The organism is Vibrio sinaloensis (genome assembly GCF_000808535.1).
GTDB classification, from domain to species: domain Bacteria; phylum Pseudomonadota; class Gammaproteobacteria; order Enterobacterales; family Vibrionaceae; genus Vibrio; species Vibrio sinaloensis_D.
The window spans coordinates 136,500-151,396 of sequence record NZ_JWLV01000045.1; the positions used below are offsets into that span (position 1 = coordinate 136,500).

The 14,897-nt window shown below is 40.7% G+C and carries 16 protein-coding genes; all 16 read right to left on the minus strand.

The window, feature by feature from the left end:
• Positions 1-638: 638 nt before the first annotated feature.
• The 16 genes from RJ47_RS17125 to RJ47_RS17200 all read right to left on the minus strand — a co-directional run bounded on the left by RJ47_RS17125 (position 639) and on the right by RJ47_RS17200 (position 14,872).
• Positions 639-1,151: a DUF3592 domain-containing protein gene (locus tag RJ47_RS17125; protein ID WP_039485597.1), complete on the minus strand. Its 513-nt coding sequence runs from the start codon at positions 1,149-1,151 to the stop codon at positions 639-641.
• 859 nt (positions 1,152-2,010) lie between these two features.
• The gene (locus RJ47_RS17130; RefSeq protein ID WP_039485601.1) at positions 2,011-2,595 is read right to left on the minus strand and encodes a DUF1294 domain-containing protein; all 585 of its coding nucleotides are present in this window, start codon (positions 2,593-2,595) and stop codon (positions 2,011-2,013) included.
• A 152-nt stretch (positions 2,596-2,747) separates the two neighbouring features.
• Entirely contained in the window at positions 2,748-3,194 is a 447-nt protein-coding gene (locus RJ47_RS17135; RefSeq protein WP_039485605.1) for a GNAT family N-acetyltransferase, read from the minus strand.
• Between the two features lie 690 nt (positions 3,195-3,884).
• A complete protein-coding gene (locus RJ47_RS17140; protein ID WP_039485608.1) occupies positions 3,885-4,307 on the minus strand; it encodes a hypothetical protein in 423 nt (140 codons plus the stop codon).
• Between the two features lie 210 nt (positions 4,308-4,517).
• The gene (locus RJ47_RS17145) at positions 4,518-4,736 is read right to left on the minus strand and encodes a hypothetical protein (protein WP_039485611.1); all 219 of its coding nucleotides are present in this window, start codon (positions 4,734-4,736) and stop codon (positions 4,518-4,520) included.
• 156 nt (positions 4,737-4,892) lie between these two features.
• Entirely contained in the window at positions 4,893-5,132 is a 240-nt protein-coding gene (locus RJ47_RS17150; RefSeq protein ID WP_039485614.1) for a hypothetical protein, read from the minus strand.
• Between the two features lie 175 nt (positions 5,133-5,307).
• Positions 5,308-5,583, minus strand: a complete 276-nt coding sequence (locus RJ47_RS17155; protein ID WP_039485617.1) for a hypothetical protein — start codon at positions 5,581-5,583, stop codon at positions 5,308-5,310.
• Positions 5,584-5,779: 196 nt separating this feature from the next.
• Positions 5,780-6,208, minus strand: a complete 429-nt coding sequence (locus tag RJ47_RS21515; protein WP_039485620.1) for a hypothetical protein — start codon at positions 6,206-6,208, stop codon at positions 5,780-5,782.
• 139 nt (positions 6,209-6,347) lie between these two features.
• Complete coding sequence (locus RJ47_RS17165; RefSeq protein ID WP_039485623.1) at positions 6,348-6,794, minus strand: hypothetical protein; 447 nt, start codon at positions 6,792-6,794, stop codon at positions 6,348-6,350.
• A gap of 143 nt (positions 6,795-6,937) precedes the next feature.
• Positions 6,938-7,285, minus strand: a complete 348-nt coding sequence (locus tag RJ47_RS17170; RefSeq protein WP_039485626.1) for a hypothetical protein — start codon at positions 7,283-7,285, stop codon at positions 6,938-6,940.
• Between the two features lie 692 nt (positions 7,286-7,977).
• On the minus strand, positions 7,978-8,403 hold the full coding sequence (locus RJ47_RS17175; protein WP_039485629.1) for an N-acetyltransferase: 426 nt from the start codon (positions 8,401-8,403) through the stop codon (positions 7,978-7,980).
• A 156-nt stretch (positions 8,404-8,559) separates the two neighbouring features.
• On the minus strand, positions 8,560-9,156 hold the full coding sequence (locus RJ47_RS17180; RefSeq protein WP_039485632.1) for a class I SAM-dependent methyltransferase: 597 nt from the start codon (positions 9,154-9,156) through the stop codon (positions 8,560-8,562).
• 1,863 nt (positions 9,157-11,019) lie between these two features.
• On the minus strand, positions 11,020-11,670 hold the full coding sequence (locus RJ47_RS17185) for a hypothetical protein (RefSeq protein WP_039460265.1): 651 nt from the start codon (positions 11,668-11,670) through the stop codon (positions 11,020-11,022).
• 148 nt (positions 11,671-11,818) lie between these two features.
• The gene (locus tag RJ47_RS17190; protein WP_039485635.1) at positions 11,819-13,186 is read right to left on the minus strand and encodes a hypothetical protein; all 1,368 of its coding nucleotides are present in this window, start codon (positions 13,184-13,186) and stop codon (positions 11,819-11,821) included.
• A gap of 158 nt (positions 13,187-13,344) precedes the next feature.
• The gene (locus RJ47_RS17195; RefSeq protein WP_039485639.1) at positions 13,345-13,821 is read right to left on the minus strand and encodes a GNAT family N-acetyltransferase; all 477 of its coding nucleotides are present in this window, start codon (positions 13,819-13,821) and stop codon (positions 13,345-13,347) included.
• Positions 13,822-13,936: 115 nt separating this feature from the next.
• On the minus strand, positions 13,937-14,872 hold the full coding sequence (locus RJ47_RS17200; protein WP_039485642.1) for a hypothetical protein: 936 nt from the start codon (positions 14,870-14,872) through the stop codon (positions 13,937-13,939).
• Positions 14,873-14,897: the final 25 nt, after the last annotated feature.

Genomic DNA, 14,897 nt, shown 5'->3' on the forward strand with positions numbered 1-14,897 from the left:
AACACTAAATTCAACTTGAACTGAAATCGCCAAGCGTTGTGAATCCGCCTTAAACGCCTTGTTAGGCGAAGTTTCTCACCCGTGTTTAAGTGGCTTGAAAGCAGATTACCTGAAACACTATAGCCAACAAAATGCACACGTACTTTTTGCGATTCAAGAATCACAAAACTCACTATGTTTCAGCCAAGATTCCAACAACCACGAAATACGAATTTGCAGCGACTAAGTAGCTTTTGAACCTGATAAACTAATAGCTACGAGCTAATAACAAAAACGAAAGCTACAATTGACTTGCCCTGTCCACACTTTAAGCCAGTGAAACTCACCGCCAACCTACACTGAAAACCAATGAGGCAACCCGCAAACCTTGGCATGTTTTACGGCTGGAGAGGTTCAAGGATTTGAGCCGACAATACCAAATTGCCGACTTAAAACGACGAATAGCTAGAGAGATATAAGAAGATGAGAACAAAGAACTTTTCTGCCCGTCGCCTAACGCCCTGTTAAGGTGTGAGCAACGCAATGCCGAAGCTTCCGCATACCACCTTAAACACTAAACGCAACGCATAGTGAAAATGCCACGCGTTGCGAATCACTCTTAAACAGTTTGTTAGCACAAAAGTTCACCACCTAACTATTCATTCCTTTTTTCGTCTTGAAAACACAAATGCAGCGATAAACATACTGACGATGGTAAGTGTAAAAACACCCCCAAATATATACACGTTCGAAGTGTAACTATCGCACATTCTTTCTACAACAGACTCACTAGGCTTTGCTGGATTCACGAATATTTTTATCTCTTTCCCTTTCTGCTTACTATATACGAGCCTTTTGGCTGCATCGTGTAGCTTACCGTTATCATATGATTTCACCCATGAGTAACGATTACTTACATATATCTTACCGTCATAGTTATATTCATATGAAACCTTAGGACCATAGGAAATTTTCCGGCGACGATTCGTATCTTCATATTTCAAAGATTCGACTTCTGCGCTAATTATCTTTGCAGGAATCACATTCCAGTTCTGAGAAACATAACAACCAAATCCGATCTTTATCGGCGTTCCAACAGCGACATACACGAGAAGCAAAAACATTGGCGAGAATAGTAGTATCAATAGAATACGTAGGTACTTTTTTAACATCCGTTCATTTAACGTCTAGAAAACTGACTTTTATATTAACCTGAAGCCAAAATTCGTACTCACCTAATTGCACCACTGTCGTCGCAAAATTTTGTGCTAACGCCCTGTTAAGGGGTGAGCAACGCAATACCAAAGCTTCCGCATACCACCTTAACCACTGAAACTAACGCATAGTAAAAATGCCAAGCGTTGCGAATCCCTCTTAAACAGTTTGTTAGTTTTTAAACCCAATGGATTGATTTTACGTTATTTTAAACTTTGCAAACAACAAACTTTATGTGCTTTGATGCACTTAAGTCAGGCGTAGTCTCAAAGCGGCTAGTCAATGAAACCACTTGGAACAAACAACGCCGCAGAAAACGAGCTAACAACACCAAAAAGCGCTTTTGGAAAACCAATCTCACAATGCGGACTGTCAACAAAGCCACTGAAACCACGTGAACTTACCACACCAGAGAAAACGTCATTTCAGCGAGTAAATCGGCTTTTGTACCAACAAACTTAACGAGCAGAGTTTCAGCAAAAAAAGTACGACTCAATTAACCCAAAAGTCGTCGCACCAAAGAACAAATCAACCGTTGAAACGATGCCAATTTTGGATTTTCACCACGCTAATCAACACTGAAATTGAACGCCGATACGACAATTTCAACTTTGAGCTTTTACTACTAAACCTTGCGATATAGCTGCGTTTTTCCTCTTGCAAACTAACGCCGCGTTAAGTGGTGAACAACGCCAACCACCAAACCTAAACCATTCTACCTTAAACACTTAAGCTAACTTGAACTGAAATCGCCAAGCGTTGTGAATCCGTCTTAAACGCCTTGTTAGCCCACATTAATTCACGAGTGTTTATTGACTAAAACGCCCCTAAAACACTCTGGATTAAACGCCGCCCTGATTCACTCAACAACCAGACAAAACCACCAATGTTGATAAAAATTGTAACCCAAAGGATGAACTTAAAAGGTTGCTTCCTTGATTTGTGTCGTAATTGAAACTGAGCTAATAATGCTCCCGGCCAACCACCGACCAAAGACAGCATATGCAATGTACTTTCTGACGTTCTCCAACTACCATCCTGTGCCGCTTGCTTATCCCAAGCAAACATAAAGTATGTAAATATGCTCAAAAACAAATATAAAGGAATTAGGAGTATTTCACCGTTAAAAACTGTTATCGATGCTGTTGCCGCAACCAAGAAGCTAAAACCAAATAGCACTGTATAAGGGAACCCGTTTACACCTTGCACTACTACATTTTCTGCATTGAAGCGTCCCTTTTTATCTTCTGCGACATCAAAAGTAACGCTATCTTTTACTTTAGGGCGATAGCCTCGATTTGTTATAGATGAAATATGAACAAATACCTTCAGCTTCCCATCAACAGACGAAATAAACCCATAGCCTTTAGCATCGTTCCATTCTACTATTTGACCTTTCATCATAATCCTTCGCTAGTTCTGACGCCTGTGGGCTAACGCCGCGTTAAGTGGTGAGCAACGCTAACCACCAAGCCTAAACCATTGTACCTTAAACACTTAAGCTAAATTGAAGCAAAACCGCAAAGCGTTGTGAATCCGCCTTAAACGCCTTGTTATGTGCGCACTAAAGACATTGGCACGAACCGAATTCCGTTGAACTCTGCTTCTTCACCTGTTGCTACGAAACCATTACGATTGTAAAAGCCAACCGCATTCACTGATGAGCGTAGGCTAACTTCACGAGCGTCTGTCTGATTAAGCAAATGATTCAATAAAGTACGACCTAAACCTGACCCCTGCTGTGAATTTGCAACAAACAAATGGGTTAGATAATTTCCACCACGCAAAGCGGCAAAACCTAGAACTTCCCCACCCGATACCGCCTTAATTGATGAAAACTTCTCATCATCAAGAGTCGACGCTAGATCTGGTAATACTCTATCCTTATATTCTTGCTTTCCTTGTTCATTAAGCAATGGAAGCACATCTTTGGCAGAGACCTCTGAAACAAGCCTTGTTACTGCGTCTATATCCGTTTTTAGAACCTTCTGAATTTCCATATTTCCTCCGAGCACATAACGCCGCGTTAAGTGGTGAACAACGCCAACCACCAAGCCTAAACCATTGTACCTTAAACACTAAATTCAACTTGAACTGAAATCGCCAAGCGTTGTGAATCCGCCTTAAACGCCTTGTTAGGCGAAGTTTCCCACCAGTGTTTAAGTTCTTTTGAAAGCAGGTTACCCGAAACCAAATAAGCAACCAAACACCTACTGAATTTTTGTGATTCAAGAACCACAAATGTCACTATGTTTCAGCCAAGACTCCAACAACCACGAAATACAGACCTTTAGCAACAAAGTAGGTTTTGAGCCCGAAAAACCCAAAGCTGCAAACTAACAGTAAATTCGAAAGCTTCAATTGACTTGCCCTTGCCACATTTTGAGCCAGTGAAACTCGCCACCCACCTGCACCAAAAACCAATGAGACAACCCACGAACGTTGGCATGTTTTACGGTTGGAGATATTCAAGAATTTAAGCCGACAGTGCTAAGTTGCCGACATAGAAAAGCGAAAGGCCAAAGAGGAATAAGAAGATGAGAACAAAGAACTTTTCTGCCCGTCGCCTAACGCCCTGTTAAGGTGTGAGCAACGCAATACCGAAGCTACCGCATACCACCTTAAACACTAAAACCAACGCATAGTAAAAATGCCACGCGTTGCGAATCACTCTTAAACAGTTTGTTAAATTACTTTCTTTTCGTACACTGATAATTTGAAAAATTACCATATGTACTAGCAAATGGTTTAAAGCTAACAACACGACTAGAGTAATCAAATTCCAATTCGTCTGTCATTGTACTGTGTTTTATTTGATTGATAGCCTTTAGACCACTTTCAAATAACGTTACACGTTTTTCATCGTTGTTATCTTTCAGAGAGAAATAATACTTATCTAGTGCATTGTAGTAGACCACATGATCTGGCTGTAAACTTAACACTGAGACAACGTCTTTGTTAGACAGGGAAACGCAATCCCAAACACCAATAGCTACATTTGAGTACACTTGAAACTCTTTGAAACCTTTAAGTAGCTCTTCGTACTTTTTGGAGTCACCACATAATGCAAACAATGGGAAGGTTGCCAACAATATAAAAATTAGTTTCTTCATCACTGCCTCAGTAATTTAACGCCGCGTTAAGTGGTGAGCAACGCAGGCTACCCAACTATACTATTGTGCAGTAAACACTAAATTCAAAGCAAACTGAGAATGCCAAGCGTTGGGAATCCGTCTTAAACGCTTTGTTATGTGCGTACTTTCAACGACCTCAAACCTAAGTGTGCAATCTAGAGTTTAATTAACTGGAGCTTGTAGTTTTATTCAAGACCAATCAACTTCCCAATCAGACTCTTCAAAGTAGCCGTTTAAAGCCTGATAATCCTCCACCCAGTCATCGTAGCAATTATTGGACTTATGGCTAAAGGATTCAGATACAGAAATGATATAGCCACCTGTACTCTCAGAATCATCGATAACTAGGACTTCACAACCTAAATCATCGCCTTGAACAATTTTTCCTGTATGCCCAATTTTTATCATTCGACCTCCAAGCACATAACGCCAAATTAAGGTGTGAACAACGCTAACACCCTACCTAAAGCATTGTGCCATAAACACTAAACTGCCTTGAAGTGAAAGCACCAAGCGTTGTGAATCACTCTTAAATTTATTGTTAGTTGCGTAACCAAACTCGCGCTACATACCATTGAATACAGCGACTCCTAGAAGAACTAAAGCAATACTAGCAAGCCCAATATAGCTGACTTTTCCACGTTCTGATTCCGTTACCTCTGAAGATGGGAAACGCCCGAATGTAACCGCTTTCGATACTACCCAACCTACGCCGTAACCAATACGCTCAATAATGATTAACTGAACAGTTGTCTTTAACAAGGAACCTAACATTCGAAAAAATGCCAAAACTGACTCTTCCATATGCACTCTCCTTTAATACTGAATTCTAGGTTTTTCGGAGCAAACTAACGCCCTGTTAAGGGGTGAGCAACGCAATACCAAAGCCGTCGCATACCACCTTAAACACCACAGCCAACGCATAGTAGAAATGCCACGCGTTGCGAATCCCTCTTGAACAGTTTGTTAGCTGATGGGGTTACTTGTCTCGATTACGTTTTACACCCAAATCACTTAGATTTCGTGTCAAGACTAGGTACTTATAAGTTGACTCGTTTGAACCAATCAGCTCATCACGAAGTAAACTAGGTGCCGAATAGACCTTACTGGTCTGTAAGTCTTTAATCGAACCATCGTCTCTAATTTCAGCTTCTGTTAATTTATTTCCCTGTTTATCATTGACGATTACAGTCATCGGTAAGCCCAACGCTTTAAGCTTAGCGAAACACTCTTTATCGATCGTAGCCTTTGACATTTTGAAAACTCCCTTTCATTTATATAACTTAAAATTACGCGAAATATTATATCTGGCTTTAGAGTCAGCTAACGCCCAATTAAGGGGTGAGCAACGCAACCACCCAACCTAAAACATTGTGCCATAAACACCAAAATTGAAGTAGAAGCAAAAGTGCCAAGCGTTGTGAATCCCTCTTAAATTGCTTGTTATGTTTTTACGACCTCGATGCTATTTCCATAAACAGTACGACTAAAAATCCTAAAACGAACCCTAGAAAGGCAAGAATTGTCATTATTGTATCTGGTTCAGAATGAGCTCTGTCGATATCTGGATGCTTTATGTAGATTCCCTTTATGGGAAAGCGCCTATAGTACAATCGTGGATAAAAGCCATGTGTAGCTTTGATTTGGTGGCTATAGCGCAGTTGAGCTAAAAAACTCAACTGCGCAGCTGAAAACATAGCAAAAGAAGTAATGTCACCACGGGTATAACCATAATTGAAATTGCAGACGCCTAAACCGAAGTACAGAAATAGTAAGCCTGCAACCACTTGAAGCGCTTTTTTGTGATGATAAATTGGCTGCAAAACAATGAACATAATGACACATGTACTTGTAGTGCTAATGATAAGATTCCAGTCCATATGACTCCTAAACATAACGCCGCGTTAAGTAGTGAGCAACGCTACCACAAAACTAAAACATACCACCGTAAACAAAATACCCAACGATGGAATGAACAATGCCAAGCGTTGGGAATCTGCCTTAAACGCCTTGTTAGGCTTAACTTTCACCATTTATTTGCCTTGCAAAATCTGCGTGAAAGCTGATTAGCTCAATACCATCAATTGCTTTTATTGATGCATTGCTGCCTTCAACAGTACAAAAAGGCGGATAAGCGAATAGTAGCTGACCAACCTTTAGATCCAAATCGCTTGGAATATTCAATCTTTCAATTGGGTCCTCGTCTACCCAAGCCAAAAATTGCTCCCAGGTACAACCAAATTCATCAACCTCACCAGTTTCAGCATTCAACTTAACTACCAAATTATCTCGAATAAGGAATTGGTCGCCAAAGCAATCCTGAGCAATAGGAAAATCGCTTGCTTTAACTTCTCGATACAAGTTGTGGAAAGCAAATTCACCTTCTAAGAAGGTATTAACATTTAACAAGCGTTCTTGTGCATCGTGAGAGCGAACCTGTAGACCGCCTGAATACAATATTTTCATAGTTTCCTCTGTAAGCCTAACGCCCTGTTAAGGGGTGAGCAACGCAGTACCGAAGCCACCGCACACCACCTTAATCACTTAAACCAACGCATATTGAAAATGCCACGCGTTGCGAATCCCTCTTGAACAGTTTGTTATGTGAATTAACGCGCGTCTGGTGCTCTAGTGTAAGAGTCAGCTAATTGTTCCTCTGTTGGCGCTCTTGTATTTAGCCAATCAAATTGAAAAACTCGAACATGCGTCAATGGAACGTCGGATGCTGCGATAAAACCCTCACCGGGTAAACCTGTCAGCTCACTTACAACTAAGCTAGTCAGTGGAGGAAGCTTATTTTCGGTGCAATATTGCTGAATTGGTCGTAAAAAATCACCGATGCTAGGACGAACAACTCCTGTTGCTTTTGCAACTAGATCATATGTTAAAACTTGGCGACTAGTAGCTGAAACAACTAGAAGACTCCACAACTGCTGTGCTCTCTGAGCTCGATTCATACTTAATTCTCCATATTCACATAACGCCGCGTTAAGTGGTGAACAACGCCAACCACCAAACCTAAACCATTGCACACTAAACACTTAAGCTGACTCAAACTAAAACCGCCAAGCGTTGTGAATCCGCCTTAAACGCTTTGTTAGGCGAAGTTTCCCACCAATGTTTAAGTTGTTTTGAAAGCAGATTACCCGAAACCAAATAAGCAACCAAACACCCACTGATTTTTTGTGATTCAAGAACCACAAAAGTCACTATGTTACAGCCTCACTTTTAACAACCACGAAATGCGACCTTTCAGCGACAAAGTAGCATTTAAACCTGATAAACCTAAAGCTACGAAATGACAGCAAAAGCCAGAGCCTCGATTAATTTGCCTTTGCCACACTTTGAGCCAGTAAAACTCGCCACCAACCAGCACCAAAAATGAATGAGGCAACCCACGAATTTTGGATTGTATTACGGTTGGAGGTATTCAAGAATTTGAGCCGATAACGCTTAACTGCCGACTTAGAAAAGCGAGTGCTCAAAGAAAACTAAGAAGATGAGAACAAAGAACTTTTCTGCCCGTCGCCTAACGCCGCGTTAAGTGGTGAACAACGCTAACCACCACGCCTAAACGATTACACCTTATACACTAAATTCAACTTAAACTGAGGTCGCCAAGCGTTGTGAGTCCGCCTTAAACGCCTTGTTATGTGCCCGAACTCATTGTGTACTCTGGCTGTCCCGTATGCTCGTCCAGTTGCTCACTGACAACAGCAAAACCTTGAGACAAATAGAACTGGTAACTAGCCTGATTCTCTTTGTACACCGAAAGGCTCAATATCGCTCTCTGAGCTTTGGCATGACTTAATAATTGCTTACCGATACCTTTACCCTGAAATTCAGGAAACACGAATATAGCAGCCAAAGTACTTTCATAAAGTGCATAGAAACCAACTATTCTCGACTCGATTTCATAAACAAAAACTTCTGAAGCAGGAATATAAATATTACGCATGCTCTCAACTTGAGATCCCCAGAAGTCCGCTGGGACGAAATCATGCGCTTTAACAGAGGCTTCAAGCCAGACTTCAAGAACCGAATCTAAGTCGTTTGAATTGTACTTTCTTATCATTTTCGAACTCTAGATTTTCAAATTTATCGGGGCAACATAACGCCGCGTTAAGTAGTGAGCAACGCAGACCACCGAGCCTAAACTATTGTGCCGTAAACACTAAAATTAAAGCAAACCAAAAATGCCGAGCGTTGCGAATCTGTCTTAAACGCTTTGTTATGTACGTCTCACTGCGACCACGGAATATGTATGCCAATGCTTCATTCTACCCAACGAAGTTTTCGCTGTTTCATCACGTTCAAAGAACCTGACTATTTCAAAACCCGAGAACAGAGCCTTTACTTCTGATTCCGACAACGATGTTGTAGGACTACGATAGTTGTTAGCCCAACTGTCTTTGAAACCCATGAAGTCACCAGCAAACACCCCACCGATTTCAATTGAAGATCTGATGTTGCTCCAAGTCGATGCAAATTGGTTTGGGTCAGCGAAGAACAAACTGGAGTTTGCGATAACTACACCAGATTTTGGATAGTCGAACGACTCAAACGAGGACGCTGAAATATCAACTAATGACTTTGACCCAAACCTATCTCTACAAATAGCGACTGAATCAAGATTAATATCGAAGCCATGAACTTGATAACCCTGTTGATCGAGGTATTCGATATCACTGCCGGTTCCACAACCACAGTCAGTGGCTACTTTGAGGTTTGATTCATTGAGTCTGACAGCAAATTCAGTACGTTTTGAATGTGGGCGAGATAGTGCCTTTTCGTAGTACTGACGCCAAATTTCAGCATTTTCATCCATAAGTTTCTGATTTTCCGTAAAAGTACATAACGCCCAATTAACGTGTGAGCAGCGCAGACACTGAACTTGAACACTGCGCCGTAAACACTTAACTCAACCCGAAGTGAGAGCACCAAGCGTTGCGAATCACTGTTGAATTGTTTGTTATGTTTTACCACAAACACATGATTTACTTGAGAAAGAACTGCAATTTCTAACTGGTTTTCTGAAGCAAACCACAAGGCTGAAACCAACTTGACCGACAAAGGCGACCAACCTAAAAAGTGTAATTCCACTTCCCTACCCAATGAGGCAACCCGACAAAGCTCCAACAAGCGCCCTTTCTTTCCAACCAAAGCGAAAGATAATGGCAAATTGCCGAGGCAACTACCAAGCCGAAATGCTGATTGGCTAAGAATCCAAAAGCGACTTTAAGCCAGTTAAACAAGAAACCAACCACCACGGCCTGACAATGAAGCAACCCGCGAACATTGGCATGTTTTACGGGCTGAGAAATTCAAGAACTTAGACCGACAATGCGGATTTGCTGAGTCTACTAGGGACGAATTGCCTGAGGGACAAAGAACTAGAGCCTAAGAACTTTAAGCCTTTGAAATACAAGTAAACATAACGCCCAATTAAGTTGTGAGCAACGCTGCCACATAACCCAAACACTTCACCGTAATCACAAAACCAATTGAAACCGAAAGCGCCGAGCGTTGCGAATCAGCTTGAATTGTTTGTTAGGCAAATTTTCTGCGTACTCACTAACTTTGTTTGAAAACAGAATACCTTAAACACGATAAGCAACCAATTACCCACTAACTTTTTGTGATTCAAGAACCACTTAAGTCACTATGTTACAGCCTCACTTTCAACCTTCACGACACATAGCCTTTTTGCGACAAAGTAGCTTTTGAACCGGTGAAACTCAAAGCTGCGAACTAACAACAAAAGCGAAAGCTTCAATAGCCTTTCCCTTCCCACACTTTAAGCCAGTGAAATTCACCTCCAACCAACACTGAAACCCAATGAGGCAACCCGCGAAATTTGGCATGTTTTACGGTTGAAGAGATTCAAGAATTTGAGCCGACAATACGGAATTGCCGACTAAGAAAAGCGAACTGCCAGATGAAACAAAAAATTAGAACAAAGAACTTTTCTACCCTTTGCCTAACGCCGCGTTAAGTGGTGAACAACGCCTACCACCGAACCTAAACCATTGTACCTTAAACACTAAATTCAACTTGAACTGAAGTCGCCAAGCGTTGTGAATCCGCCTTAAACGCCTTGTTAGGCGAAGTTTCCCACCGATGTTTAAGTGGTTTTGAAAGCAGATTACCCGAAACCAAATAAGCAACCAAACACCCACTGATTTTTTGTGATTCAAGAACCACAAAAGTCACTATGTTACAGCCTCACTTTTAACAACCTCGAAATGCGACCTTTCAGCGACAAAGTAGCTTTTAAACCTAATAAACCTAAAGCTACGAAATGACAGCAAAAACCAGAGCCTCGATTAACTTGCCTTTGCCACACTTTGAGCCAGTAAAACTCGCTACCAACCAGCACCAAAAATGAATGAGGCAACCCACGAACTTTGGCATGTTTTACGGTTGGAGATATTCAAGAATTTGAGCCGACAACGCTCAATTGCCGACTTAGAAAAACGAATGCTCAAAGAGAACTAAGAAGATGAGAACAAAGAACTTTTCTGCTCGTCGCCTAACGCCCAATTAAGGTGTGAAGCACGCAACGACGAAGCTTCCGCATTGCACTTCAACACCTAAACTACCGCATAATAAAAATGCCACGCGTGCTGAATCACTCTTAAATTGTTTGTTAGCATTCTTGTTCACAAAGTCCACTTATGCCAAACAGGTTTTAACTAGCTTTTGCTGTAACTAATAGTTTAGCCATATGCTCCAAATCACACGCGACATCATTGAAACCAAAATAGTTGGTTGGATGTTCGTACATATGATCTAGGTGAGATTCTTTTGGTTTGTAATTAGGTAGTCTAGAGCGTAATTCATCACGCAGCATAATGGTATCCACTCGGAATCTACGGTCATACTCTGCGTTACGCTCGTTGCTTAGACGCATCATATTGTTTGTCTCGATCTCCCAAGCTTTCTGACGCTCCTCATTGGACTCTTCATTTGATAAAGACCTTCGCCCCATCATCATTCGCTCATCTTCACGTTTGTATCTCTCGATGAATTCTCGTAGATTTTTAACTACTTCTATAGTTCTTTCTTTTAGTGCAACCTCATCTGAATCCACTACAAACTGGACCTTTTCATCATATTTTAGTGCACGATCCTTATATGACTCGGCTTGCTCAGACTTTAGGTGAAGACGCTCGCGCAAAGTATCATTCGATGAATTAACCTGTTCGATTACGGCGGTAAAACGCCACTTAGCAGCAAGATATGCCAAGCCAAACATAATAGCTGCAATTAATAAAAATGAAAAAGGAGCCTGAGAAACGACGCTCCATTCTTTAGCAATATGCTCAATTAACTTTTCCACGATTTCTCCATTGAATGCTAACGCCCTGTTAAGGTGTGAGCAACGCAATACAAAAGCCGCCGCAAACTGCCTTAAACACTAAACGCAACGCATAGTGAAAATGCCACGCGTTGCGAATCACTCTTAAACAGATTGTTATACGCCTTTTCTATAATCCTATCTGATTTTCGATAAATGACTGTAAAACACCAGTTGCAACATCACCAGCTTTAGCACTAATAGACATTAAGAAACCTTTAAGTCTATGTTTTGCAAAGATTCTATCCTCAGACCTTGCGCTATCATCAACTAATTCATGAACACTTGAAGCCAATATTGATTTGTTAGACTCACCATACAACTCTATTAACTCAAGTAGCTCACGAGCTTCCGTACCAAGATGTTGGTTCCCATTAATTTTCTGTGCTACTACACCATTTACCGTTTCAATTATTTGAGGGTTAATATTTAGCGTCATATTGTTGAGCTGTGGAATAGTAGATCTATCAAATGATAATGCAGAGGATACCCCCACAGACCTAGGGATACAGCTGTCTACAAGCCTATCAATCACAGCCCAGTCATGATTTGTTTGTACAAGCTCTGCCAATTCACTTTCTAAACTGTGCCTTATTGTTAATAGCTTTTTCTCACGTTCTTGCTTTATATCCACATGCAACCGTCGTGCTTCTTTTCTATAGCGATCAATTAAGTCCATCACCTCTATTTTGTTAATACTCTTTGCCTCGAGGAGGGCGGTTGCACCTTCTGGGTTAGATATACATGAGTCCATAAAAGAAGAAAACTCATCAAATTTACTCGCCAACTCCAAATTGTCTATAGAATCCTCACCGTGAAACTCATAAACAACTCCTTGATTGGTCTTGTACTGTTCATGTCTAACGCTTAAACCAGATACTTTATGTAGATAATCTCTGAACAACTGGAGAAGTTTTTCTGCTTCATGAGCCCACATTCGCTCCGAAGGAACATAAATCCTGAAAATCAGATTACTTTCGTTCTGATCAACAAAACTCGAGGCGAGTACGCTTAATTCAACGTTTTTCTCATATGGAGTTATAGATAAACCATGGTTTGCTAGTTTGTCTATGACTGTACGTACTACCTCCTTAGGTGGAGGTGTAAACATATCGTAGTAGTAATAGTCATAATCTTGATCGTAGTCCTCTTCCAAGCCAGAAACACTTTCACTATAAGTTCGATGTTTATCAACTACCTTACCTGTTATCAATGAGTCGTGTGCTAAAATCAAACAAGGCTTAGAAGATATATTCTGCAAAAGCATTTCTACTCTACTTGAATATGATTCATTCCCTAAAACAGTGAATGTTGAATTGGTCATTTTCACGATAACAGACGTAACTTCGTATTCGTTAAAAACATCAAGTATCGTGTCCCAGTTCTTTAAGCTTGACTCGAGCATTTTCCTTTTATACTCAACTCCAACCGCTTTAAGCTTTGCTGTAACCCCCTCCCTATCAGCATTTCCAAGGAACAGAACTATTTTATTTGTCATTTTATATATCCAAATTTATGAATGTGATGTACTCAGGCGTATAACGCCCTGTTAAGGGGTGAGCAATGCAATACCGAAGCAGTCGCATACCACCTTAATCACGAAAACCAACGCATAGTGAAAATGCCACGCGTTGCGAATCCCTCTTGAACAGTTTGTTAGGTGCGTAGCCAAAGTTGGTAAAAGTCTGTTTCATCGTGCTTGGGATTCTTGCGCACGAACTCCCAACCATGGCGCTTGTAGAATGTGAGAGCTCTATGGTTAGTTCGGCTTACTGAAAGTACAGCACGCAAACAACCCGCTGTACTCAACGCGCTTACAATATAATCGTGCAATTTTGCAGCGAGTCCTGAACCACGAAAATTCGGCTTTAAGTAAATGAGATGAACATAGCCAGTCTCCGGTTCGGGTGAAAAGCTACGAAACTCTAACTGCCCTGCAAACTGACCATCCACAAATATATGGATATAGAACCATCCTGATGTTGCTAGCCGGTCTAATACTCGTTCACGATAACCACTGATGAAGTCGTCGAAACCATCGTAATGCCCAAAACTACAAAAGTATGCATCTTTTCTCGCAGCTACGCACAATTCGAAATCATCAATGTTTATCTGCTGAAAAGCAATTTCCATACTTACCTTTTCCTTCAAGCACCTAACGCCGCGTTAAGGTGTGAGTAACGCAATGCCCAACTGTCCGCATTACGCCTTAAACACTACACTCAACGCAAACTAAAAATGCTACGCGTTACGAATCACTCTTAAACGCTTTGTTATACAACTTGTAAACTCCACCAATTAGGACACCAAAGAAAGCATAAGTTATGATCGTATTATCCATAAAAGAAAGAGTCTTATCGATTGTTTCTTTATTAAAATAGTCATCAATGAATTTATACACCGTATCAACCATTTCGCTTGCTGGCATATAAAAAAGAGCAAGAATCATAACGAATTGAATTGCAATCAACCAATTTTTTAAATTGCTATTTTTGGTTATCTTTTGCTTTTTTTTATGCATCGCTATAACTTCATCAATGCATTTCATTTCTGTATCAGATGCTTTTTTTGTTCTTTCATTCTCAAGCATTATGTGGTTTTGATTACCATCGGCATCAGAAAGTTCGAAACAAGACTTAAGAAAGTCCTTGTTCATTTTCTTGAGCAGGATTCTCTTGCAGCGTTTCAATAGCTCATTTGCATCAACACTACCGAAAGGGAAGTCCCTTCGCTTCCACACCCAATAGTTTCCAGACTGAGCTAGGGATGTAACGGCAGGACCATCTAACAACCTGCGTCCATAACGACTAGCAATAGCAACAGGGATGCTACTACAGCCTTTTTTATCTAGCTCACCCCGAAGAGAGTTGGCTATTGCAATTCCGTCAGAATTCCAAAATTGCTTAGTTTCATGCATAACTAAGTGTCTTAGTTGCCCATATACTTTCAACAGTATTTCCAACTCATCTAACTTTTCCTGAGAGTTATTTGAGTCATGTTCTAAACTAAAAGCATCAACCAGTATGATATCAGGCTTTAAGGATATTATTTCATCCAAGTGGTTATCATAATTCTCGAAGCAACTAAGCACGACCTTATCTTCGTTTAATTCCATCCTATCTTTGATTTTTTTATGATCTTTTACATCTCGATCGATATATACTACCTTGAGTTTTTTTATCATATATTCCTCCAAATGTAATCTTGTT

Excerpts from the sequence above, each read along its gene's own strand:
- RJ47_RS17125 (WP_039485597.1), bottom strand. The coding sequence starts at position 1,151 with ATGTTAAAAAAGTACCTACGTATTCTATTGATACTACTATTCTCGCCA.
- RJ47_RS17130 (WP_039485601.1), bottom strand. The coding sequence starts at position 2,595 with ATGAAAGGTCAAATAGTAGAATGGAACGATGCTAAAGGCTATGGGTTT.
- RJ47_RS17135 (WP_039485605.1), bottom strand. The coding sequence starts at position 3,194 with ATGGAAATTCAGAAGGTTCTAAAAACGGATATAGACGCAGTAACAAGG.
- RJ47_RS17140 (WP_039485608.1), bottom strand. The coding sequence starts at position 4,307 with ATGAAGAAACTAATTTTTATATTGTTGGCAACCTTCCCATTGTTTGCA.
- RJ47_RS17145 (WP_039485611.1), bottom strand. The coding sequence starts at position 4,736 with ATGATAAAAATTGGGCATACAGGAAAAATTGTTCAAGGCGATGATTTA.
- RJ47_RS17150 (WP_039485614.1), bottom strand. The coding sequence starts at position 5,132 with ATGGAAGAGTCAGTTTTGGCATTTTTTCGAATGTTAGGTTCCTTGTTA.
- RJ47_RS17155 (WP_039485617.1), bottom strand. The coding sequence starts at position 5,583 with ATGTCAAAGGCTACGATCGATAAAGAGTGTTTCGCTAAGCTTAAAGCG.
- RJ47_RS21515 (WP_039485620.1), bottom strand. The coding sequence starts at position 6,208 with ATGGACTGGAATCTTATCATTAGCACTACAAGTACATGTGTCATTATG.
- RJ47_RS17165 (WP_039485623.1), bottom strand. The coding sequence starts at position 6,794 with ATGAAAATATTGTATTCAGGCGGTCTACAGGTTCGCTCTCACGATGCA.
- RJ47_RS17170 (WP_039485626.1), bottom strand. The coding sequence starts at position 7,285 with ATGAATCGAGCTCAGAGAGCACAGCAGTTGTGGAGTCTTCTAGTTGTT.
- RJ47_RS17175 (WP_039485629.1), bottom strand. The coding sequence starts at position 8,403 with ATGATAAGAAAGTACAATTCAAACGACTTAGATTCGGTTCTTGAAGTC.
- RJ47_RS17180 (WP_039485632.1), bottom strand. The coding sequence starts at position 9,156 with ATGGATGAAAATGCTGAAATTTGGCGTCAGTACTACGAAAAGGCACTA.
- RJ47_RS17190 (WP_039485635.1), bottom strand. The coding sequence starts at position 13,186 with ATGACAAATAAAATAGTTCTGTTCCTTGGAAATGCTGATAGGGAGGGG.
- RJ47_RS17195 (WP_039485639.1), bottom strand. The coding sequence starts at position 13,821 with ATGGAAATTGCTTTTCAGCAGATAAACATTGATGATTTCGAATTGTGC.
- RJ47_RS17200 (WP_039485642.1), bottom strand. The coding sequence starts at position 14,872 with ATGATAAAAAAACTCAAGGTAGTATATATCGATCGAGATGTAAAAGAT.